The following is a 22160-nucleotide window of genomic DNA, read 5'->3' as shown; positions in this document are numbered from 1 at the left end:
ACCGACATGCCGCTCTCCCAGCAAATTCAGCATCATGCAGGGGACAGGGAAGTTCAGATCGCGACCAGACAGGAGTCTGCTTTCCCGCATCTAAGCCGCTTGTGCACAGATTTTAATTTTCAGGTTATGCAGTCGCCCGCAGAAGGTTACGACAGCTTTCGCCTAACCATCCAAGAGCAAAATCAAGAGCGCCAAATTACACCGGCGTTCAGCCAGCTAGAGCTTTTGGAAAGCCATGTGTGTAGCCACCTAGTGGATATTCTGCACAACTATGTGTTCGACGCACCGGCAGCGCACTGAGCCATTGCGCTAACATTTGCGTTAACCGCTGCCTTTACAGCAGCTGCACCGGCCCGGTGGCGCTATAATCGGCGCCATGAATAACACACCCATAGCGCAAGACCTCGTACTGCTGGGCGGCGGCCACGCCCACGCCCTGCTGATTAGCTATTGGCGCATGCAGCCAACCGCCGGCATTCGCCTGACACTGGTGTCGCCAGAGATGTACACACCCTACTCCGGCATGCTGCCCGGCCTGATGGCCGGCCTCTATAGTTTCGAACAAGCCCACATTGATTTGGACCGGCTCTGCAGCGCCGCCGGGGTGCGCTTTATTCGTGCCGCCTGCACTGGCCTCGATCTCGAGGCGAAGAAAATCCGCTTTGCCGACCGGCCCGCGCTCGAATTTGACCTGCTATCTATCAATACCGGCGCCTCGCCCAGCCTCAGCGTGCCCGGCAGCGCCCAGTTCAGCCTGCCGGTTAAGCCCATAAGCGCTTTGTACCCGCGCTGGTTGACACTGCTCGAGCGCTTGCACGCTAACCCAAGCATGGCCATTGCTGTGGTGGGCGGTGGCGCGGCGGCAGTGGAGATTTGTGCAGCACTGCGCGCCCGAGCACCAAAGGCTCAGCTAGCCTTGTTCTTCCCCGAGCAGCAACCACTGCCGGGCTACGGTGCCAGCTTTCGAACCAAGATGCAGCGTCAACTGGAGCGCTTGCGAGTCAAGCTGTTCCCCGATCACGCTATCGCTCGGGTGGAACCTAACTTGCTTATCGACCAGCGCGATAACAGCCACGCGGCCGACGAAATTTTCTGGTGTACCAACGCCAGTGCGGCGCCTTGGTTCGCCGATAGCGGCCTAGCGCTAGACCCACAGGGCTTTATCCAGGTCAACCAACACCTGCAATCCACCAGTCACGATAATGTGTTTGTCGCTGGCGATGCGGCGGCGCTGGTCGACCAGCCCCGCCCGAAGGCCGGGGTGTTCGCGGTGCGCCAAGCGCCCGTGTTGTTCAACAACCTAATAGCGACGCTGCTCAAGCAACCGCTGCGCGCCTACCGAGCCCAAGCCAGCTTTTTGAGTATCTTGTCCCTCGGCGACGGCAGCGCTATGGCCACTCGCGCCAATGGCGTTATGCCAACGCTGAGCGGGCGCTGGGTGTGGCGCTGGAAAGATCGCATTGATCGCAAGTTTATGGCCATGTTTAGCGCGCTGGCGCCAATGCCAGCGCAGCAGGCTAGCAGCATCGCCCCGGCGCTGTGGCGCGATGGCGACGATGCCGCGCCGCCCTTGAGTGAGCTGGCCATGCGCTGCGGTGGCTGCGGCGCTAAAGTGGGAGCCGATATCCTATCTAAAGTGGTAGCCGAGCTGGAAACCGTTAACCGGCCCGAGGTATTGATTGGCCTAGACGACCCGGACGACGCCGCCGCACTGCGCTTTGATGCCGACACCACCATCGTGCAAAGCGTCGATCAGTTTCGCGCCATCATCGACGACCCGTTCTTACAGGGGCAAATAGCGGCGCACCACGCGCTCAGTGACTTACACGCCATGCACGCCTCGCCCCACAGCGCTCAGGCGCTGGTGACATTACCCTTTGCCCGCGATGCCATCACCGCGCGCGATCTCAGCCAGCTGATGGCGGGCGCGCTCAAAGTTCTGAATGCGGAAAACTGCCAGCTCACCGGCGGCCACACCAGCGAGGGCTTAGAAGCCAGCATGGGTTTTGCCGTTAACGGCATTGCCAACACCCGCATGCTGACCAAGGCCGGCTTGGAGGTGGGCGACCACCTGATCCTAACCCAGCCCTTGGGCACCGGTGCCTTGTTCGCCGCGCGGGCGCGCGGCTTTAGCCAAGGGCCGTGGATTGCACAGGCGCTGTTTTACATGGCGCAATCGAACCGCGCCGCGGCGGATATTTTGCACGCCAAGGGTGCTCATGCCTGCACCGATGTGACTGGCTTTGGCCTAGCCGGCCATTTGATGGAAATGTTGAAAGCATCGCACCTCTCTGCCCGCTTAACGCTGGATGCAATCCCCTTACTCGATGGCGCCCTGGCCTGCGTGACCGAGGGCATCACCAGCAGCCTGCAACCACACAACTTGCGTTTGCAGGCGGGCATAGAGGCGGTTGAACAACAGCTCGCCAAGCCACGCGTGCAATTGCTGTTCGACCCGCAAACTTCGGGCGGGCTGCTCGCCGGGTTGCCGGCGAATCAAGCTGCCGGCGCCTTAGCAGCGCTTATTGAGGCCGGCTATAACGCCAGTGTCATTGGCAAGGTCACGCCCGCCGCCAAGCATCTAGTGAGCCTTAAATATCCGCAAGTCTAAGCTTGGCAAACAAGTTTTTAACCGGAACTTTGGCGTCGCTTTAGGCTCTAAACACCTATGTGAAACGCGGATGTATATGAGGTTGTAAAGGTGCGGTGCGGCGGTAGATTAATAACCTTTTCGATTGTGCAATTTTTTTTGTTTGCCTGCTTGCCCGCGACGGCTCAGGAGCTGCGCAGTGCACCTGATTGGTTGCTGGTAGAACAAAGTGGCCAGACGATTTCGTTTTACAACGACAGCCAAGGGCAGGCCAGCCTGCTGTTTTTTTGGACCCCCGCCTGCGACCAATCCTGCAACACCGAAGTCACCCAGCTCTACCAACAAGCGCAACGTCTGCAAGTAAAAATGTATCTACTGAAAACCACGCCGGGGTGGCGCCAAAGCCCGCTGGGCGAACTACCCAATGAGTTACAGCAACTGAACAATGCCCTGTCTGTATCGCGCCACTACGGGGTGAACACACAATCGAAAGTAATTCTGGTGAACCAGCGCAAGCAGATAGTGCTGAGAAAGCCGATTAGGCCCAACCTAGAAAGCGAAGAGATTGAACAATTACTCGATGAAATGCGGGAAACCTTAAGCACCGAAACTGCGCATTCACAGCAATGACGAGTGAAGAGTGACCGAAACGCGAGATAAAACGGAACCGATAAAATCGGAAACGCGCTCTGAGTGAGCGCAGCAGATGCACAGGCTGCACCTGCTGTAGAAAAAAAACCTAGCCCAACTCTTCGTCTAGGTCTTCGAGCAAATCGAGCGGCTCTTCTTCGGCGCCCTCTAAGTCTTCATTCCAGTTAACGCCGACGATGATAATATCTTCGTGCATACCGGGTAGCCAATCATCTAAAAACTCTTCGAGATCGATAGGCACCGGTTTATAAACCGCCCACTCGTCCACGCACACAGCTTCGGCCAACGCTTGACTAGACCAGAAGGGCATGACGTCGGTATCTTCATGGCGCAATGACGGGCAGACCGCGAAACCATCTTCGCCCTCTAAACCCCAAACGATGCCATTTTCGGCAACTTCAGCAATGAAGCGGTCGTAATTTTCATCAAAATCATCGCTCAAATCGGTCATCAGCACTGCCCATAAACTAAAAAATTGTACGCGCCGCTACTATAACTGATGCCCGCTGCAACAGCACCACTATTCAAGCCGAGAATTAAATCACCAAGCGATGACCCTGCTGTTTGAGCCAACGTCTCGACGCTAAATAATCCGGGCAAAGCTCGGCCACTTGCTGCCAGAAGTCGCGGCTGTGATTCATGTGCACTAGGTGGCTCACTTCGTGGGCAACCAGGTATTCGATCACCGGCACCGGCGCTAAGAGTATGAGCCAATTGTATTGCAAGTCACCGGCGCGGCTGCAATGACCCCACTTAGAGCGGGTAAGTTTCACCTTAACACTGCCCACGCGCTGGCCTATCTGCTCGGCGTAGCGGAGGCTCAAGGCCCCGAGATACTCTAAGGCCTGCGCCATATACCACTGGCAAAGCAACTCGCGCACTCTTTCGGCTGCCGGCTTCCGGCCTCTGGAGGACAGGTTTATCAGGAGTATATCGCCCTCGCGCACAACCCGGTTTTCGCGCGCGCCCTGGCTAATTTTTAGGCTTAAATTCTGGCCCAAAAAAGCGAAACTATCGCCATCGCCGTAGTGATGATCTGGCCGCTCGTCTAGGCGCTGTTGTTGCAGCGCTAACTTTTCTAGCAGCCATTGCCGACGCCCCTGCAGCAAGCGCATGACATCGGCGCGGCTCACAGAGCTAGGTTTCAGCACCCGCACGCCCTCTGGCCCAACCTTTATGCCGATGCTTTTGCGCCGGCTTGAACTGCTAATCTGCAAGCGCTCTAACACGGCGTCGGGTAAGGCCATTGCGTTCATGACTTAGCGTGTGCCACTACGGCCATGGTCAGGCGCGAGATGCAGCTCAGCCGACCTCGCTCGTCGCACAGTTCAATTTCCCATACCTGCGAGGTGCGACCCAGATAGCGCATACGCGCCGTGGCCGTCACCAAACCGCCGCGCACACCGCGCAAGTGATTGGCGTTCACCTCTTGCCCAACGCAAAAATATTTTTGCGTATCCACCGCCATATTGGCCGCCATGGAACCCAGCGTTTCAGCTAAAACGACATTGACGCCGCCGTGCACTAGCCCCATGGGCTGCACCGTGCGCTCGTTAACCGGCATGGTGCCGCGAATAAAATCGGTGCCGACTTCTGTCACTTCGATGCCTAAAAATTCTGCCGCCGTATTGCGATTCAGTTCGTTTAGCTGCGCCGGCGTTGCCACACTTTTCCAGATGGGTTCGTTCATTTATCCAAACCTGTGATCAGCTACAAAGGGGTTGGTTTTTCGCTCGTGGCCAAAGGTCGACATAGGGCCATGGCCGGGCACAAATTGCACCTCGTCGCCAAGCGGCCAGAGCTGCTGGCGAATCGCGTTTACTAAAGTATCATAATCGCCGCGCGGAAAATCCGTGCGGCCAATAGAACCGGCAAATAATACATCGCCAACAAAGGCGAGCTTGCGCCCGGCGTGATAGAACACCACGTGGCCCGGGGTGTGGCCGGGGCAGAATCGAACTTCGAGCACTTCCTTGCCCACACTGACCTGATCTCTACCCTCTAACCAGCGGTCGGGGGTAAAATTTTGTACCAACGGAAAGTTCATCATTTGGCATTGCATGGGTAACTGGTTTATCCAAAAAGCATCTTCTTTGTGCGGCCCTTCAACCGGCAACTGCAGCTCTTGTACCAGCTGTGCCGTGCCGCCCACATGATCTAAATGACCGTGAGTTAACAGGATTTTTTCTAACTCCACGCCGACATCGGCCACCGCGCGTTTTAATAAATGCACATCGCCACCGGGATCGACGAGCGCGGCTTTGTTGGTCTGATCACACCACACGAGGGAACAATTTTGCTGAAAGGGTGTGACCGGAATGATTCGATATTGCAACATAAAATCTACTCATTAAAAAAGGCCGCTAGGGCCTTTTCACAATCAAACTTATTACTTTGCCGCCGCTGCATCAGGTACTGGCGGATAGGTTTGCAAAATAGTATCGACCGCATAGTTAATGGCATCGATACGCTCTTGCTGAGTTTTCAGATTGCTGATTTTGGCACTGAGCTGACCGCGCCAAACCGCTTCATTAATTGAAGGGTCAATCATGTCAATAATTAACGTGCCCTCGGTGTAATCCTTCACGCGCACGTCTGTGGTGCCAACACCCATTCCCATGCCCATACCGCGACCCCAGCCGCAATTCCAGCAATGATTGACGCCCACATTGTAGGTTTGAATGTCTTGCTTATCTTTAGTGGTAACGTGGTAGCTCACCAGAGTGTCAGCTTTACTGCGATCTTTCTCAAAGGTGATGCCCTGCGCCGCCATTTTTTTCTCGATGGCATTCTCGATCCGGTTGCGGGTAATATCGTCCGTTAAGGGCGTCATTGATCGAAGCTTTTCGCGATCGATAAAGCTATAGGTTTTGACCTTGGTAAAATCGAATTTTTGATCCCAATCCGTTTCCGCACTGGGCAGTGAGGTACAGGCCGACAATGCCGCCAGTATCACCCCAACAAAAAATAACGTTATCGCTTTCATACTTTTCTCCATGAATTGTGACTTAGGCAATATCTGCCAGGTTACCTTTATCCTCTAACCACTGTTTACGATCACTCGCGCGCTTTTTCGCCAGCATCATGTCCATTACCTGTAGGGTATCGTCATCGCCGTCGACAAACAATTGCACGAGACGCCGGGTATCCGGTGCCATGGTGGTTTCACGCAATTGCAGCGGGTTCATTTCACCCAAACCTTTAAAGCGCTGCACATTCGGCTTGCCCTTTTTATTTTCCGCAACCAGGCGATCTAAGATGCCCTGCTTCTCCGCATCATCTAGTGCGTAAAAAACTTCCTTACCCAAATCGATTCGGTATAGCGGCGGCATGGCGACATAAATATGACCGGCCCTAACTAGCGCAGGGAAGTGCCGTAAAAATAGCGCACACAAGAGCGTTGCGATGTGTAAGCCGTCTGAGTCGGCATCGGCCAGAATGCAAATTTTATGGTAGCGCAAACCGCTGATGTCTTCGTTGGCTGGCTCAACGCCGAGCGCCACCGCTATATTGTCGACTTCTTGGCTGGCTAAAATTTCCGTGGAATCCACTTCCCAAGTGTTCAATATTTTGCCGCGCAGCGGCATGATGGCCTGAAACTCGCGATCGCGCGCCTGCTTGGCAGAACCACCAGCTGAGTCGCCTTCCACCAAAAATAACTCACCGCGCTCGGGCTCGCCGCTCGAACAATCAGCCAGCTTTCCGGGTAGTGCCGGGCCTTGAGTTATGCGCTTGCGGGCAACCTTTTTACTCGAGCGCACGCGTTTTTGTGCGTTAGTAATACACACCTCGGCAAGCCGATCGCCCTCTTCGGTGTGCTGGTTTAACCACAAACTAAAACTATCTTTGGCCACACCGGCGACAAACGCCGCCGCTTCGCGCGACGATAAGCGCTCTTTGGTTTGGCCGGAAAACTGTGGATCGGCATGCTTGTAGGACAAAACAAAACAGCAGGCACTCCAAATATCCTCTGGCGCCAACTTGACCCCGCGCGGCAGCAAGTTTCGGAACTCACAGAACTCGCGCATGGCCTCCAATAGACCGGTGCGCAAGCCGTTAACATGGGTGCCACCTTGCGCAGTTGGAATCAAGTTAACGTAGCTTTCCTGAATCGCTTCACCACCTTCAGGTAACCACTGCACGGCCCAATCACAGGCTTCGGTGGTGCCACTAAAAGTACCGACGAAAGGCGTGGCCGGTAGCGTTTCCCAACCCTGGGTTGCCGCGTTTAAATAATCCGACAGGCCATCTTCATAAAACCATTCATCGGTTTCGCCTGACTGCTCATCTTTAAAGGTGACTTTCAAGCCTGGGCACAAAACCGCCTTTGCCCGCAGTACATGGCGCAGCCGAGTAACTGAAAATTTGGCCGAATCAAAATAACTCGGGTTGGGCATGAAGTGCACACTGGTGCCGGTGTTGCGCTTGCCACAGGTATCGATCACTTCGAGATCGTGGGTTTTATCGCCATTGCTAAATTTAATTTGGTAAACCTGACCATCGCGACGAATAGTCACAACCAGCAGATCGGACAAGGCATTGACGACAGAAATACCAACACCGTGCAAGCCGCCGGAGAACTGGTAGTTTTTATTGGAAAACTTTCCACCCGCATGCAGGGTCGACAAAATCACTTCGACACCCGGCTTCTTCTGCTCTGGGTGCATATCCACCGGCATGCCGCGACCATCATCGACAATCGTAATCGACTGATTTTTATGCAGTGTTACATCAATTTGCCGAGCGTGGCCGGCCAGTGCCTCATCCACCGAGTTATCGATAACTTCCTGGGCGAGGTGATTGGGGCGGGTAGTTTCGGTGTACATACCCGGGCGCTTTTTAACGGGGTCTAGGCCCGTTAAAACTTCAATATCTTGGGCGTTATAGTTAGACATCTGCCATCGTGCTTAGTGAGATTAGGGAGGAATTGCTGGGCTCCACTATACCCCAGTTTCTACCCGCGTGTTTAGCCGTGTGGCCGGAAAAGGTCGGCGCTTAAGCCACCCATGCCGCGGTATTAGCGCGCCTTAACCAACCACGCTAGATGAAGTCATTAAGCAAAACCCCGAATCCTATCCGCTTGCTGCGGTGATTGTAGTCAATCAAGCTTTCGCCATAGCCGTCATAGTACTGGATATAGCCTTTGAACCGGTCGGCCACGGGGAAGGTCCACTCCAGTTGCACCCCCATACGCGGTGATTCTCGGCGGAAGTTGCCCTTAATGGTGGTGGAAAACAGGTTGCTGCCCCACTTGTAGGCGATGGCCACGTCGCCATAACCCAAGTAATCGTCGATATCGGGGTTGTCGTCTGTGGCTTCGTCTTCCGGAAAGCGCCACCATACCCGCGGCACGATAATCAGATTGCCACGGTCGACCACAGCGTGAGCCATCAGGCGATTCCAGCTGCGAGAAAAGTCGCCGGATCGACCATTAGATTCATGGTTATAGCCAAAGCTCCAGACCCGCATGTTAAAACCCAGCGCGGCTAGATCTGTGTCCCAGCGCAGCATTAGCTCTGGCTCGTAATTGGTTTCTCGAAACGGTGCAGACTCCTCGGCGTAAAGCTGCCACCATGACTGCTGGGTGTAGGCACCCCACAAATCGCCGCCTAACACGCCGCGGGCAACCAGCGCTTTAAATGACAGCTGAAACTTGACTTCAACCTTGTTGATGTCCTGTTCCGGATGATCAAGTTTCCAGATTTCCGTATTGGGTGTGTCGTTATATGACGCAAAAAGCACATAGTTTCTGCGGTAAGACGATATTTCGAAGGGGTTGTCCAAGGCCTTTTCTTCGGCAATTAAACGCTGAGCCACCACGCTTCTTTCGCCCGACGCTGCTTCAATTTCTGCCTGAGCATTTTGCAACTGCTCAATTTTTTCACAGCTGGCGCGCAATTCGCCCACCGGCAGTTCTGCACCGGCCGTTTGCATTTTGCTGATTAGACAATCTTGATACTCTTTGCTGGCTTTATAGCTGCTTATAGCGCTAGTAGTGTTTGCCTCTGCCTCCGTTAACTCGGTGGATGAGTCGGCCAAAGCCACAGAACAGAAGCCAAGACTCAGCACCTGCGCTAAAACGAGTGGTGCTAATTTATACATCATAGAAACGGCCTTCGCTGTCTAATCAAAAAGAAACTCTATGGAACTTGCAAGGTGACGATCAAAACCTTGGAAAGCGTGATCGCCACCTGACTCGATGGTTTGCTTACAGCCGGCGTACTTTTTTTCCGCCAGCCGGTAGTCCAGAACCTCATCGCCGGTTTGGGCAAACAGCCAATAGTTGTTAACTCGCTCAACAGATGGCGTATCAACTTCGCGCAATTGTTGCAGGTGTTCAGCCCCTAGCTCATAGCATTCCTCGGTGTGGTAGTTTTTCACCGGCTTGCCAATATAAGCGGGAAGCATCGCCATAGGATTTACCGAGGGGTTAATCAGGGCAGCTCGAAGATCAAATTGTTCGGCCAGCCAAGTGGCCCAAAAGCCACCGAGGGAGGAGCCCATCAACCCAACCGGTGCATCGGCCGTTGCCAAAGCCGATAGCAGCGTCTGTTTCGCTGCATCTGGGTAGGGCGATAGTGCTGGACATAGGTAGTTAATATCAGCGCGATACTGTTGCAACCAGGTTTTAACTTGCACGGCTTTGTGGGATTGGGGCGAGCTCAAAAAGCCGTGGATATACAACAATGTCGGCATCAGTAACCCGTAGAGTTGAAATCTATCGGGTACTCTTTTTGTTCGATGCGTTTCACACCGGTTGTAAAGCTGCCGTCGGCGTGCAATTCGAACCAACGCAGACCGGGCATAGCGCGATCTAGGGCGAAGTCATCGCTATTGGGTAAAAATTGAATGCAGGTGGAGGGGCTGGCTAACATGCGAATATGGCCGCGCTTTTTATCGTAGGCCTGGTGTACATGCCCCCAAATCACAGCTTTTACCCGAGGGCTGGCGTCAACTAAGGCCAAAAACGCTTGATGCGCTTTTACCGTGTATTGATCAATCCAAGCGCTGCCGACGGCCTGCGGCTGATGATGTAAAAACACCAAAGCGGGTTTATCGGACGCGGCCAGCGTTTGCGCCAGAAAATCTAATTCGGCCTGAGTAAAATCACCGTACTCGTGGCCAGGCACGTAGGAATTTAACAGAATAAGCTGCCAAGGACCGGCATCGATTATTTTTGGGCTCACACCCGAGGCCACCGAGGCGTCCATGGCACTGGGCAAATCATGATTGCCGGGAATCCATGCGTGGGGAAGCGTGACGTAGCTATCAACCAACTTCTGATAGCGCGCATAAGAGCCCACGTGGCCATGGCTAGAAACATCGCCGGTATTGATAATCATGTCTGCAGGTTCAGTGGCTACCAGCTTCAGCACATCGTGCAAACTTAAATCTGTATTTAAGCCTAATAGCTCCTCGCCTGGGTATTCGCCCAGATGGCAATCGGTAATCTGCAGCAGGCGCAGCGGTCTGCCTTTGGGAAATGCTATGTGATCTGGGAAGTCCATGCCGGTGAACCAGTCCTATTTGGTCAAATGCAACCGGCCTAGCCGGTAAGCTTCAAGTTAACTGCGTTGGCCTTGCCTTGCGCCAAACAGTGGCTCAACCACTCGCCGAGAAAGCGATTCAATTGCGCCTTCTCGTCACATTGATACATCTTATTATTCGGGTAACTGTAGCGGCCTAATTTTACTCTGTGCCGCTCCCAGGCAATGACCTCTGCCATGCTCGCATCGTGATAGAGCCTGACTCGTAGGGCCGGGAAACGGGTCCATTCGCAGTCGCCTTGGTGGCGGGATATTAACACGCTGGTTGTGAATCTGGCACGTTCCTCAACACTGAGCGTTACCCGCCAATCGCCCCGAGGCGCCGAAATCCGAAAACTCCATTGGCTGGCCTGGTGCAAATCCGGCATCAGCCGCATCAATCGAACATAGTTCAAATCGCCCAAGGCCTGCTGCTCCACCAAGTTAACTTGGTAGCGCCGGCGCGTGCGAATGCTCGATCGTTCAATCATAGGGCTAGCCAAATGGGTTAGATGGCCTAAGCATGGCACAGCTTTAATACAAACTCACGCTCTCAAGGCGCTATCTATGACCGGCTCCGCAGTCTGGCGTGGTTAATGTGTAACCACTGTAAGCACAAGAGGGTGGCAGCGTTGTTAAAGCGACTGGTGTACATAGCTGCGAAAACCTCCGACGCCGGCGCCAGATGTAGCCGAATATCTTCATTTTCGTCCGCCAGGCCAAAAACTCCGCCAGCACGGCTAAGGTCACACAGAGCGCAAAAAAGGTGCAGCCGCTCGTCCGAACCGCCGGGGCTAGATAGATACTGGCAAATTGAAACAAGTTCGACAGCCTTGATCCCGGCCTCTTCTTCTATCTCTCGCTCAATCACCTGCGCAGGGCTTTCACCCGGCTCAGAGATACCGGCAACCACTTCTAAGCACCACGGGCCATAGGGCTCTTTTAAAGCGCCCACCCTAAACTGCTCGATAAAGCCAATCTGATCGGTGGCCGGATCATACAAAATGGCGGCCACGGCGTCGCCGCGCACAAACAGTTCGCGGTTAAACCACTGGCTCCAACCGCCGCGAAATAATTTATGCCGCAGTTTCAACCGCTCTAGGCGAAAAAAACCCTGGTAGCCAACCTCGGTTTGCGCCACCTCTACATCGGCGGCGATAAACTGGCTCTCTGGTATCGGCATAAAAACTTCCCTATGAAACGACGAACTGGTTGTGATAATAATTCCTGATTGTCACACAGCCATCACAAGGGCTCTAGACTTTGCTATAAAGTTTTGTGCCCTGGGCGCGAAATTCGGCCGCCTTGGTTGCCATCTCGGCCTCCACATCCACCATGCGCACAACACTTTCCTCGCCTAGCGCCTCACCCAGCTCTGCACTTAAATCCGCACCTAAATTCGCCGCGTATTCGCGCACCTCCTGAGTGATTTTCATGGAGCAAAACTTGGGCCCACACATGGAGCAGAAATGCGCCACTTTAGCGGACTCTTTGGGCAGCGTTTCATCGTGAAAGCTGCGCGCGGTGTCCGAGTCTAAACCTAAGTTAAATTGATCTTCCCAACGAAATTCGAAGCGCGCTTTCGACAGCGCATTGTCGCGCAGCTGAGAGCCTGGATGCCCCTTCGCTAAATCGGCAGCATGGGCGGCTATTTTGTAGGTGATAATACCCACCTTGACGTCATCCTTATTGGGCAAGCCTAAATGCTCTTTCGGTGTGACGTAGCACAGCATGGCGCAACCATACCAAGCAATCATGGCGGCACCAATGCCGGAGGTAATGTGATCGTAGCCAGGCGCAATATCGGTGGTTAACGGGCCCAAAGTGTAGAAAGGAGCCTCGCCACACTCGCGCAATTGTTTATCCATATTTTCTTTAATCAAATGCATTGGCACGTGGCCAGGCCCTTCAATCATGGTTTGAATATCGTGCTTCCAGGCAATCTTGGTCAGCTCGCCCAAGGTTTCTAGCTCGCCAAATTGTGCGGCGTCATTGGCGTCGGCCACCGAGCCCGGTCTGAGCCCATCACCCAGTGAGAACGACACATCATAGGCCTTCATGATTTCGCAGATATCTTCGAAATGGGTGTACAAGAAATTTTCTTTGTGGTGCGCCAAGCACCACTTGGCCATGATGGAGCCGCCGCGGGACACTATGCCGGTAACTCGCTTCGCCGTTAATGGCACATAGCGCAGCAAAACGCCGGCGTGAATGGTGAAGTAATCCACGCCCTGCTCCGCTTGCTCGATTAAGGTATCGCGGAAAATTTCCCAGCTTAAATCTTCCGCCACACCATTAACCTTTTCTAAGGCTTGATAAATAGGCACAGTGCCGATGGGCACATGGGAATTGCGAATAATCCACTCTCTGGTCTCGTGGATATTTTTCCCGGTTGAAAGATCCATAATGGTGTCGGCGCCCCAACGGGTGCCCCAGGTTAACTTCTCAACCTCTTCTTCAATAGATGAGCCAAGCGCTGAATTGCCAATATTGCCATTTACTTTGACCAAAAAATTTCGACCGATAATCATCGGCTCTAATTCAGGATGATTGATATTGGCGGGAATGATCGCACGCCCCCTGGCCACTTCACTACGGACAAATTCCGGTGTTATTTCATCGGGAATATTGGCACCAAAATCCATACCTTGATGCTGCTGCTCTAGCACACCCTGAGCACGAGCCTGCTGTAAACTCATGTTCTCGCGAATAGCAATGTATTCCATTTCAGGCGTGATTATTCCCTGTTTTGCGTAATGCATTTGGGTGACGTTTTTTCCTGCCAGCGCGCGCCGAATCTTGCGCTTATGATTAAAACGCAATCTATCTAAGGCTTCATCTCGAGCCCGTTGATTGGCAAACAGTGAAGACTTTTCATTTAGATACTCTGTGTCTAGCCGCGCATCAATCCAGTTGCGCCGCATCTCAGCCAGCCCCTTGCGCAAGTCGATAACAATATTTTCATCTGTGTAGGGCCCAGAGGTATCATAGACGCGCACCGGTGGATTTTTTTCCGCGCCTAATTCCATTGCCGTATCGGCTAAAGATATTTCCCGCATAGGCACCAGGATATCGGCTTGCGAACCTTGGACAAAAATCTTCTTTGAGCCAGGAAAAGGTTTAATCGACGCTGCATCCACCGTGGCACTGTCACTTAATTTTTTTTCGGTTACTACTTCTGTCATGAGGAATTCCTTTTAGTCAGTGAAACGCGATTGATTCAGGCACTCGAGCGGGCCTGCGCCCAGGCCATATTGTCTGTGCTGAGATTGTTGTAGCAGGAGATAAAGGTAACGCTTAGACGAGGCGATGGCCTCAGGCGCGGAATAACCCAATACAATGTGGGCCGCAATGGCGCTGGCTAGTGTGCAGCCGGTGCCATGGTTATTTTTGGCAGCAAGCTTGCCGCTCGAAAACCACATCGGCTTTATCGCCGCATCCACACTCAGATAATAGTCCGACGCCTCAGCTCCGATTAAATGCCCGCCTTTTATAAGCACCGCGCGCGCGCCGCGCTTGATCAATTCCAGCGCCTGCAATTCCATATTGGCATTTGATCTAGCGTCTTGACAGCCAAGCAAACGGCCGGCCTCGGACAGGTTCGGTGTGATCAAATCCGCGACGCCAATCATTTTCCACAGCGGCGCTAAATTTTCGTCATCGAATAAGCTAAAGCCCACGCTGGCGCGCAGTGGTGTATCCAGCACAATGTAGACGCGGGGGTTTGTACGCTTGTAGTCCAATAGTCGAGCGGCGAGATAGTGCAAATTTTCTGCACTGCCAATCATGCCGACTTTTATTGCAGCGACATTAAAGTCTTCGATAACCGCCTCAAATTGCTGCGCGACAATTTTAGTCGGCAGTGATTCGAGCGCCGTAATGCGCCGGGTGTTTTGTGCCGTGATGGCCGTAAGTACGGAGGTGCAATATACGCCTAACGCCGCGCAGGTTTTAATGTCAGCTTGGATACCTGCGCCCGCGCCACTATCGCTTCCCGCGATTGTCATGACGACAGGCTGCAAATTTTTGAGGGAGTCCATGAAGCGCATCTCAATAATAAGCAGCGGCTTCAAGAAAGAGACAATCAATAGTGTTATTGACTGAAATCTCGTTCCCTACGCCGGTACTAACCGGATCAGGTCAACGGGTATTTCTCAGCCACATATAAATATGAGCACCCCGCAAGATGCGCGAAGTCTAACAGGGGGCATCGCGTTTTACTATTTTTTCCAAAAAAAAAGCCCGCGGTTAGCGGGCGTTTTAGAGCTTAATGTTAGCAGTGTGGTCAGAGTGCCTTTGGCATGGAAGCCATTACTTTTTTCACCGCAAGCGCTAGTCGCTCCTTTTGCTGTTCCTGTGTGAGCACTTGATCTTCGTCGACAAACACCCGAATTGCACCACGCCAAAGCGCCTGCACGCTGCCTGGTCGCGCCACAGCAACAATTAACATACCTTTATTTAACTGGCTATCATGGCCTAGGCTCGGATAGAGCCTGAACAGTTCGCGCATGTCCTTGGCTAACTCTTCGGTACCTACTTGAACCAATGCCAATACGCGATAGTCGACGCCAACACCATGGCCCAGCGTGTAGCCTTTTCCAGTTAAACTCTGTTCAATATCTGCTTGAATCAACGCAACAGTGGCTTCATCCTGCGGTGTTTCTTCCTTGCTGCCCGCAAAAATAACATCGGAAACCCAGCTTACCGTATCGCCACGCGCTGGCTTGAACATCGGATCTGTCACTGCCACGACTGAGAAAGCAGCCAAATCAACTTTCTCCTTCGACGCAGTTTGGTCTTTCTCGGGCTCACTCGCGCAGGCGGCGAGCAACAACATTGCAATTAAAGCAATAAAACGTGTCATGGGTCAGTCCTTCTAGCTCAATGATGCAGGAAGTGTATAGCAGGACGTGCGGCGGGTAAATTACAACAGCGCCGCGTTATTCGCCGACGCTGCTAGCAATAAGGCAGGTGAAGCGTTTTACTTTTCGCCTAAATCATCTAGGTGTGTACGAAAAATACGTGCCCAAGTACCCATGATTTGGTTTATTTGCGAGCGATTTTGCACCGAGTTATTTTCGCGCCACATTTTGGTGGCCTCGCGCTTATCTGTGACCGTGGCTAGGTGTTCACCCGTGGCAGCATCGTATATATCAAACTGCATTTGAATTTTACCAGCGGTTTGTGTGTAAGCGCGGTTGCGGCCACTGGCGTTCATTGTGCTGTCTGGAATATAGGTGGGCGCCAGCTCGAGAATTTTACTGTCAATTCTCAGTGTGCCGGATTTCTTGGAACCCGCTTCTGCCAACAAGCCGTCTTCCGAAAACTCGCGTGTGAAAGCTTTTAGGTATAGATCTTTAAACGGCGCCTGAATTTTCTCTGTCAGCTCGGGAATATCTCGTTTGTGGGTACCACTAGGCGCCTTGATTGTCGTGGTCGACATATCCAGTGGTGTAATACTGACACTGGTGTATTTGGCCCAATCGATATTTGGCTTTGCCAGCACCTCGTCTAAGCGTTTGACCTCGACTTTTTCCATACCCGCATTGGCGCTGGCTTCGACGCCCGCAGCCGTAACCAAGGGCGCTGCCATTAATGCAATACAAACTGTACTTAACCGCACTAGGTTCATCATGTTGCTTTCTCCATAGGTGAGCAAAATCTAGCTGTTGGACGCCAACTTATGCCGTTGGTTCCATCAGTCAGTTAATTGTATCGATTGCCTAAAATCAGGTCTGCCGCCTTCTCTGCAATCATGATGGTGGGGGCGTTGGTGTTACCAGAAATAATGTTGGGCATAATTGACGCATCCACCACCCGCAAAGCCTCCAACCCATGCACTCTCAATTGATCATCCACAACGGCCATAGGATCGCTGCCCATTTTACAGCTGCCAACCGGATGATAGACATGGTTAGCTTTCATACGTAAAAAGGTTTCTAGCTCCGCATCGCTGCTCAGCTCCTCGCCCGGTGAGAACTCGCCAGCATAGCTATGCTGCAAGGCTTGGGCGCGGAACATAGCGCGCACCTTTTTTACCCCCGCCACCAATGCCTTTACATCTCTGGCATCGCTTAACATATTTAAGTCGATAACTGGATCGACGCTGGGGTCAGCACTGGCCAGCGACACCGAGCCGCGACTGTGCGGCCTTAAATAGCAGACGTGCACGCTCATGCCGTAGTGGAAGTAATACTTCAATGACCGACCGTGATCATCCATGGCGATAGGGGTTATGTGCAATTGCAAATCCGGCGTTGTAAGACTCGGATCAGACTTGATAAAGCCGCCCGCCTCGGCAATGGTGGAGCTCAACATACCACTGCGCTTGGTGAGGTATTGAACCAAAGCGCCAATACTTCGCACAATTTGACGCGGCCGTAAAACGCCCCACGAAGTTGACGTTTTATCCTTCGCCACCACCAGAACGTCCACATGCTCCTGCAGATTTTCACCGACGCCAGCTAGCTCATGCACTTGCGTTATACCCTGGCTATCCAGCTTGGCCTTAGCGCCCACGCCAGACAGTAACAACAGTTGCGGGGAGCCAAAGCTGCCGCAAGACACTATCACTTCCCTTGCCGCAGACAGCATATATTGCTCGCCTTTAACCTCCACCTCTACACCGGTGGCACGCTTGCCCTCAAATAGCACGCGTCGGGTTAAGGCTTTCGTGATTACGGTTAGATTGCGGCGTTGCGCTAACACGGGATGAAGATAGGCTGCTGCTGCGCTGTGGCGCTGGCCATTTTTTTGCGTGGTTTGGTACCAACCTAGGCCCTCTTGATCGGCGCCATTAAAATCGTCGTTGTATTTTTCGCCAAGCTCCACCCCCGCCGCAATGAACGCTTCACATAGCTTGTGATGATTTCTTATTTCGGCAACGTTAAGCGGGCCACCTACGCCATGAAACTCACTTGCGCCACGCTCTTGATGCTGTGCCTTTTTAAAATAGGGTAATAGCGCCTTAAAACTCCAACCTTCGTTGCCTGCCTCGGCCCAGGCATCGTAGTCCTCGGGCTGACCGCGCACATAGAGCATGGCATTAATGGAGCTACTGCCGCCCAGTACTTTGCCGCGCGGGCAATAGATCTTTCGGTTGCCCATAGTAGGCTGAGCTTTGGTGTGAAACAGCCAGTTAAACAGCCCACCCGCAAGTGCTGCTATGACGCCCATGGGCGTATAAATAATAGGGTTCCGATCGTCGCCGCCGGCTTCAATCAAACAAACTTGAACGTTTTCATCGGCAGACAAGCGGTTAGCCAGCACGCATCCGGCGGAACCTGCACCCACAATGATGTAATCATAGGTCTTCGACATGACAACCTCTTATTTTAAGTATTCTGTAAGCATGTAAGAGCAGAGTCTAATCTAGCACAAGCTTCAAGTTTGACATTGAACGCCATTTTATTGACCTTGGGCGCCAATTAGGCGGAGTATTGGGCAATATCCGCACTGGGAGCCCTGCGCGTATGCACTATCCACTGATCAGTAATAACTTCTTGGAGGGTTACTCAGAGCTACTGGCGGAAGGCGGCATCGACGCCAACGCGCTGTTTCACAAAGCGCAATTTGACAGCCACCTGCTGCGCTGGCCCGACACCCTTGTTCCCTTCGATCAACACAATCATCTGCTGATGCTCGCCGCTGAGCGGCTCAAGTGCCCCCATTTCGGTTTGGCGCTAGCCGCTCGCCAAGGGCTGTCTATTTTCGGCCCCTTGGCGGTCATGGTGAGTAGTTGTACCACGGTGGGCCAGGCACTTAACATTTTTAGCAATCATATTTCATTGATGGTACAAACTGTTGAATTGAAACTGGAGCAGCAGGGGCCACTTGCCCAGCTCACGATTGTCGGCCATTTTGATCGCGTCGCGAGCACGACGACCTTCCAAGATCATGCACTGGCGTTAGCCTACGAGTTGGTCCGGATTTTTTGCGGCAGTCAGTGGCTACCGCGGGCGGTTTATTTTCAACACCAAGCACCTGTTGATGTAAAACCTTACGCGCACTTTTTTCACAGTCCGATAGGATTCAATCACACCCATTTGGCGTTAGTATTTGACGCTGCCATACTCGAGACCAGTATCGATTCGGATGCGAGACTCTTACCGCAAAAACTGCGTCGCTATCTAGAGCAGCGCCATCAAGACGATTTACTTAAACAGGTCAGGCACGTGATTGCCTTGACCTTACCCTGCGATGAATGCCAAATAGAATCTGTCGCTCATACAATCGGTTACAGCAAACGCACCTTGCAGCGGCGCCTCAGTGCCTTGGACACGAGTTTTCAGCAACTCGTCGAAGCCGTTCGTCGCACTCAGGCCACGCACTATATCGAACACCCCTATTATCGTTTAACGGATATTTCTGTGTTACTGGGTTATTCAGAACTGTCGGCATTTACCCGAAGTTTTAAGCGCTGGTTTGGTGTGTCACCGCAGCGCTGGAAGATGACCAAACGGCAAACCAACAAAGCCCCAGCCTCGTAATATTTTGGCCGGTATGCTCAGCCTAAATATTCGTTACTCGCCAAACCCTTTACCCCTGGCCTACAAACAAATAATCCACCCGCCAGCGGTTGGCTTTGTAACTGCTGTTCGCTCAAGCCCCAACGCGCAGTGGTGATGTAAAGTTTATCCAACTGGGCGCCACCAAAGGTACAGGAAGTAATATTGGAAACCGGTAAAGCAATTGTACGCAACGCCTCACCCGCGGGAGATAATCGAGTAATTTTGCCACCGAAAAAATGACACAGCCAAATGCAGCCTTCTGCATCCACGGTCATGCCATCCGGGTAACCGTCGAGATCTGGCACTCGGTAAAAAACGCGCTTGTTACTCAGCTCCCCGGCTGCATCCAAATCAAATTGATAGATGATTCTTTCGGTCGTGCTGGTGTGATACAAACGCTTACCATCGGGCGAAAAGGTCGGCCCGTTGCTGATGCAATAACCGGCATCCATTGAGCGCGCCGCACCATTGAGATCGAGACAATACAAGGCGCCGGTGCTGCGCTGTTCCTTATCGTCCATGCTGCCGGCCCAGTAGCGACCGTTAACATCGACCTTGCCATCGTTAAATCGGTTATCGGGGCTGTTAGCTTCTACCAAATGCAACGCGGCAATACTATGGCGATCGCCTAAGGATAGGGCGACAAAGCCATCGCGAATCGTCGCTACGAAAGCGCCAGACTTTCGTTTAGCAATACTGGTAACCTGCTCTGGCACCAGCCAACTTTGGCGCGCCTCGGTTTGAGTATTTAAGCGGTGCACACACGACTGCTTGATATCCAACCAGTACAGGCTTGACTCGGCCGCTACCCATAGAGGCCCCTCGCCCAGGGTTGCCTGCGCATCCCAAATACACGTCACTTCATCCATAGAGCTGTGCCATTTTAGCAATTAAATTGTACAAAAATGACTAAATTACCATGTTATAGTCAACAAGACCATCATGAATTTGAAGCAGGTTCTTTTACTGGTTCGGCGACACAACAATTGCGACCATTATGCTTCGCCTCGTAGAGCAGCTTGTCGGCGCGCGCAAAGAGTGTGCTCGCGGTATCGCCGTCTCGAATTGCCGCGAGCCCGGAGGAAAAGGTAATCGATAGCTGGTGCTCTTTGAACTTGAATTTTGTTGCTGCAACCGCGAGGCGAATTCTATCCATTTTAATCAGCGCGTCTTGGGCGCTTGTCTCGGGCATCAAAACCACGAACTCTTCGCCGCCGTAGCGCGCCATAAAATCCACATCGCGCAATTGCTTTTCAATGGCATTCGAGATCACCTTCAATACTCTGTCGCCCACTTGATGGCTGTAGTCGTCATTGAATTTTTTAAAATGATCGATATCGCAAACGATCAGGGTTAATGGCCTTTGGTAGCGGCGGAAACGTTCAATTTCATGGTGTATGCGCTCGTTATAGGCTTCGCGATTGGCCAAACCCGTGAGCGTGTCGGTGCGCGCTTTCTGTCGATTGAGTTCGAGCTCGGCCTGTTTTTCTGCAGCCTCCTTTTGTAACAAATTCACCTGCTTTTGCAGTGAATTAATTTCCCTTAGCGCCTTATTTTCTGCTTCATCGGTGGACTGACGTTTACTCAAAACACCGGCCAAGGCTTGCACGCGCGTTTCCACGGCTTGCTTTAATTCAGCCACGTCGTTGACCGATTTGGCCGCTTGCGCCAAGGCACTGACTTCGACTTCTATATCAATCACCATTTCGCGCTCGCGCGCCATGACGCTGTTTGCTGTGTCCGCTGTCATGGCAATGAGTTGATTGATCTGCTCTAACAAGTGCAAAAGATACTGTTGAAAATCTTGTTTGGCACTAATGATTAGCGCCATAACGAGATCGCGAATATCTTCCAGGGTTGGCACTAGCTCATACCAATTGAGACCTTTATCGATGCGCAACTTGGCGGCAATCGCTTTGTCGGTCACTGTCTCTTGCGGTTCAATTTGCGCGAGGAGATCGCCCAAGACCATGGAAATTCTGTCGCTTATTTTACTGAAGGCGGGTTCGTGCAATTCGCGATCGGTGTCTTCGCCACGGCGAATAAGTTGGCCACTCAAACCCATTAAATCTTCGAGATCCTGCTTTGCCGCGCTGCTTTGTGTCGCTTGGTTGATCGCCTGAATCTGCTCTGCTCGATCGAGGCCTGAAAGTTCATCTTGATCGTATTGCTCAGCGCGATTTGCCGACGCCAGTGAGGCTGAGGTATCGCCATCAACGTCCGAGTTAAGTGCCGTAGAATTTGAGTCATCGGAGCTGCTGTCCTCACCCAACTGTTCTTCGCTCAGGCTTTTCTCATCGCGCTGAGACGCGCCAAACAGCTTTGCCAATACCCCGGGTTCTTTGGGGTATTCACCCGCCGTCAGCGGCCTAGGTTTTAGCGAGCTAATAGCTTCCACCAGTGGTGCCCACTCATTGGCGAAGGACTGGCGTTTGTAAACAGACAGGATATTTTTGCAGACTTTACGGCTCGCCTCGTCGAGGGGCATTTCCATGAGCGCTAGGCTCATTTGCTTCACGGCTAACAGTTCGCGCTCGCGGGTAATTTTTATCTGGCGTTGAAACAGCTCTAAAGTTTGCTCTAGCAAGGCGAGTTGACCAGGCCGGCCCCACTCCTTGCGCTTGGCTTGCTGAAACACGGGGTTAAGCCCTTGGGCTAAATCTTTATCGAGTAATGCCGCTGTTTGGGCCAGGCGCTCAATCGCAATCTGCACATCGGGATTGGCCTTAACCGTTACCCTTTCCTGTTCTTTTAATAGCTCGCGGTATTTACCGCGCCAATAATTTGCATCTTTTTCGCTCACAAACTGCGCCTTTACCGGTTAGTTTGCTAAGAAGTGTAGACAGCGACGACAAAAAAGGAGGCCTCAGCCTCCTTTTTCAC

22 protein-coding genes and 1 riboswitch are annotated in these 22160 nt (G+C 52.7%); of the genes, 4 read left to right on the top strand and 18 right to left on the bottom strand.

The window, feature by feature from the left end:
• The first annotated feature begins 6 nt into the window (after positions 1-6).
• The 3 genes from QWY82_RS05025 to QWY82_RS05015 all read left to right on the top strand — a co-directional run bounded on the left by QWY82_RS05025 (position 7) and on the right by QWY82_RS05015 (position 3220).
• Complete coding sequence (locus QWY82_RS05025) at positions 7-300, top strand: hypothetical protein (protein WP_290260447.1); 294 nt, start codon at positions 7-9, stop codon at positions 298-300.
• Positions 301-376: 76 nt separating this feature from the next.
• The gene (gene selD, locus QWY82_RS05020; RefSeq protein WP_290260446.1) at positions 377-2611 is read left to right on the top strand and encodes a selenide, water dikinase SelD; all 2235 of its coding nucleotides are present in this window, start codon (positions 377-379) and stop codon (positions 2609-2611) included.
• Between the two features lie 126 nt (positions 2612-2737).
• The gene (locus QWY82_RS05015) at positions 2738-3220 is read left to right on the top strand and encodes a hypothetical protein (RefSeq protein ID WP_290260445.1); all 483 of its coding nucleotides are present in this window, start codon (positions 2738-2740) and stop codon (positions 3218-3220) included.
• Positions 3221-3329: 109 nt separating this feature from the next.
• On the opposite strand, the gene QWY82_RS05010 is transcribed toward QWY82_RS05015, so the two are convergent.
• The 16 genes from QWY82_RS05010 to QWY82_RS04935 all read right to left on the bottom strand — a co-directional run bounded on the left by QWY82_RS05010 (position 3330) and on the right by QWY82_RS04935 (position 18087).
• Positions 3330-3692, bottom strand: a complete 363-nt coding sequence (locus QWY82_RS05010) for a DUF2750 domain-containing protein (protein WP_290260444.1) — start codon at positions 3690-3692, stop codon at positions 3330-3332.
• An 85-nt stretch (positions 3693-3777) separates the two neighbouring features.
• Positions 3778-4497 (bottom strand): M48 family metallopeptidase, encoded by a 720-nt coding sequence (locus tag QWY82_RS05005; protein WP_290260443.1) that lies wholly within the window; start codon positions 4495-4497, stop codon positions 3778-3780.
• Entirely contained in the window at positions 4494-4931 is a 438-nt protein-coding gene (locus tag QWY82_RS05000; RefSeq protein WP_290260442.1) for a hotdog fold thioesterase, read from the bottom strand. The genes QWY82_RS05005 and QWY82_RS05000 overlap by 4 nt, the downstream gene beginning before the upstream one ends.
• Positions 4932-5579 (bottom strand): MBL fold metallo-hydrolase, encoded by a 648-nt coding sequence (locus QWY82_RS04995; protein WP_290260441.1) that lies wholly within the window; start codon positions 5577-5579, stop codon positions 4932-4934.
• A gap of 51 nt (positions 5580-5630) precedes the next feature.
• On the bottom strand, positions 5631-6227 hold the full coding sequence (locus QWY82_RS04990) for a DUF4136 domain-containing protein (RefSeq protein WP_290260440.1): 597 nt from the start codon (positions 6225-6227) through the stop codon (positions 5631-5633).
• A gap of 22 nt (positions 6228-6249) precedes the next feature.
• Entirely contained in the window at positions 6250-8136 is a 1887-nt protein-coding gene (gene parE, locus QWY82_RS04985) for a DNA topoisomerase IV subunit B (protein ID WP_290260439.1), read from the bottom strand.
• 145 nt (positions 8137-8281) lie between these two features.
• Positions 8282-9346 carry a phospholipase A gene (locus tag QWY82_RS04980; protein ID WP_290260438.1) on the bottom strand — a complete coding sequence of 355 codons (1065 nt, stop codon included), beginning with the start codon at positions 9344-9346 and terminating at the stop codon, positions 8282-8284.
• A gap of 18 nt (positions 9347-9364) precedes the next feature.
• The gene (locus tag QWY82_RS04975) at positions 9365-9937 is read right to left on the bottom strand and encodes a YqiA/YcfP family alpha/beta fold hydrolase (protein ID WP_290260437.1); all 573 of its coding nucleotides are present in this window, start codon (positions 9935-9937) and stop codon (positions 9365-9367) included.
• Positions 9937-10749, bottom strand: a complete 813-nt coding sequence (cpdA, locus tag QWY82_RS04970) for a 3',5'-cyclic-AMP phosphodiesterase (protein ID WP_290260436.1) — start codon at positions 10747-10749, stop codon at positions 9937-9939. The genes QWY82_RS04975 and cpdA overlap by 1 nt, the downstream gene beginning before the upstream one ends.
• Positions 10750-10787: 38 nt before the next feature.
• Entirely contained in the window at positions 10788-11258 is a 471-nt protein-coding gene (locus QWY82_RS04965; RefSeq protein ID WP_290260435.1) for a DUF1249 domain-containing protein, read from the bottom strand.
• 74 nt (positions 11259-11332) lie between these two features.
• The gene (locus tag QWY82_RS04960; protein WP_290260434.1) at positions 11333-11950 is read right to left on the bottom strand and encodes an NUDIX domain-containing protein; all 618 of its coding nucleotides are present in this window, start codon (positions 11948-11950) and stop codon (positions 11333-11335) included.
• A gap of 73 nt (positions 11951-12023) precedes the next feature.
• Positions 12024-13952 carry a phosphomethylpyrimidine synthase ThiC gene (thiC, locus tag QWY82_RS04955; protein ID WP_290260433.1) on the bottom strand — a complete coding sequence of 643 codons (1929 nt, stop codon included), beginning with the start codon at positions 13950-13952 and terminating at the stop codon, positions 12024-12026.
• A 12-nt stretch (positions 13953-13964) separates the two neighbouring features.
• Entirely contained in the window at positions 13965-14774 is an 810-nt protein-coding gene (gene thiD / locus QWY82_RS04950) for a bifunctional hydroxymethylpyrimidine kinase/phosphomethylpyrimidine kinase (protein WP_290260432.1), read from the bottom strand.
• An 87-nt stretch (positions 14775-14861) separates the two neighbouring features.
• Positions 14862-14959, bottom strand: a riboswitch (TPP riboswitch).
• Positions 14960-15052: 93 nt separating this feature from the next.
• A complete protein-coding gene (locus QWY82_RS04945; protein WP_290260431.1) occupies positions 15053-15631 on the bottom strand; it encodes a hypothetical protein in 579 nt (192 codons plus the stop codon).
• A gap of 117 nt (positions 15632-15748) precedes the next feature.
• The gene (locus QWY82_RS04940) at positions 15749-16402 is read right to left on the bottom strand and encodes a DUF3313 family protein (RefSeq protein ID WP_290260430.1); all 654 of its coding nucleotides are present in this window, start codon (positions 16400-16402) and stop codon (positions 15749-15751) included.
• Positions 16403-16473: 71 nt separating this feature from the next.
• Positions 16474-18087 (bottom strand): GMC family oxidoreductase, encoded by a 1614-nt coding sequence (locus QWY82_RS04935; RefSeq protein WP_290260429.1) that lies wholly within the window; start codon positions 18085-18087, stop codon positions 16474-16476.
• Between the two features lie 152 nt (positions 18088-18239).
• Here QWY82_RS04935 and QWY82_RS04930 point away from each other — a divergent pair, with 152 nt between their 5' ends.
• Positions 18240-19256, top strand: a complete 1017-nt coding sequence (locus QWY82_RS04930) for an AraC family transcriptional regulator (protein WP_290260428.1) — start codon at positions 18240-18242, stop codon at positions 19254-19256.
• Positions 19257-19273: 17 nt separating this feature from the next.
• Here QWY82_RS04930 and QWY82_RS04925 read toward each other — a convergent pair whose 3' ends face one another.
• Both QWY82_RS04925 and QWY82_RS04920 read right to left on the bottom strand, forming a co-directional pair.
• Positions 19274-20146 carry an SMP-30/gluconolactonase/LRE family protein gene (locus tag QWY82_RS04925; protein WP_290260427.1) on the bottom strand — a complete coding sequence of 291 codons (873 nt, stop codon included), beginning with the start codon at positions 20144-20146 and terminating at the stop codon, positions 19274-19276.
• Between the two features lie 71 nt (positions 20147-20217).
• Positions 20218-22080, bottom strand: a complete 1863-nt coding sequence (locus tag QWY82_RS04920) for a GGDEF domain-containing protein (protein ID WP_290260425.1) — start codon at positions 22078-22080, stop codon at positions 20218-20220.
• Between the last annotated feature and the right edge of the window lie 80 nt (positions 22081-22160).

The organism is Simiduia curdlanivorans, assembly GCF_030409605.1.
Taxonomy (GTDB): Bacteria; Pseudomonadota; Gammaproteobacteria; order Pseudomonadales; family Cellvibrionaceae; genus Simiduia; species Simiduia curdlanivorans.
This window is presented reverse-complemented; position numbering and strand designations above follow the sequence as displayed.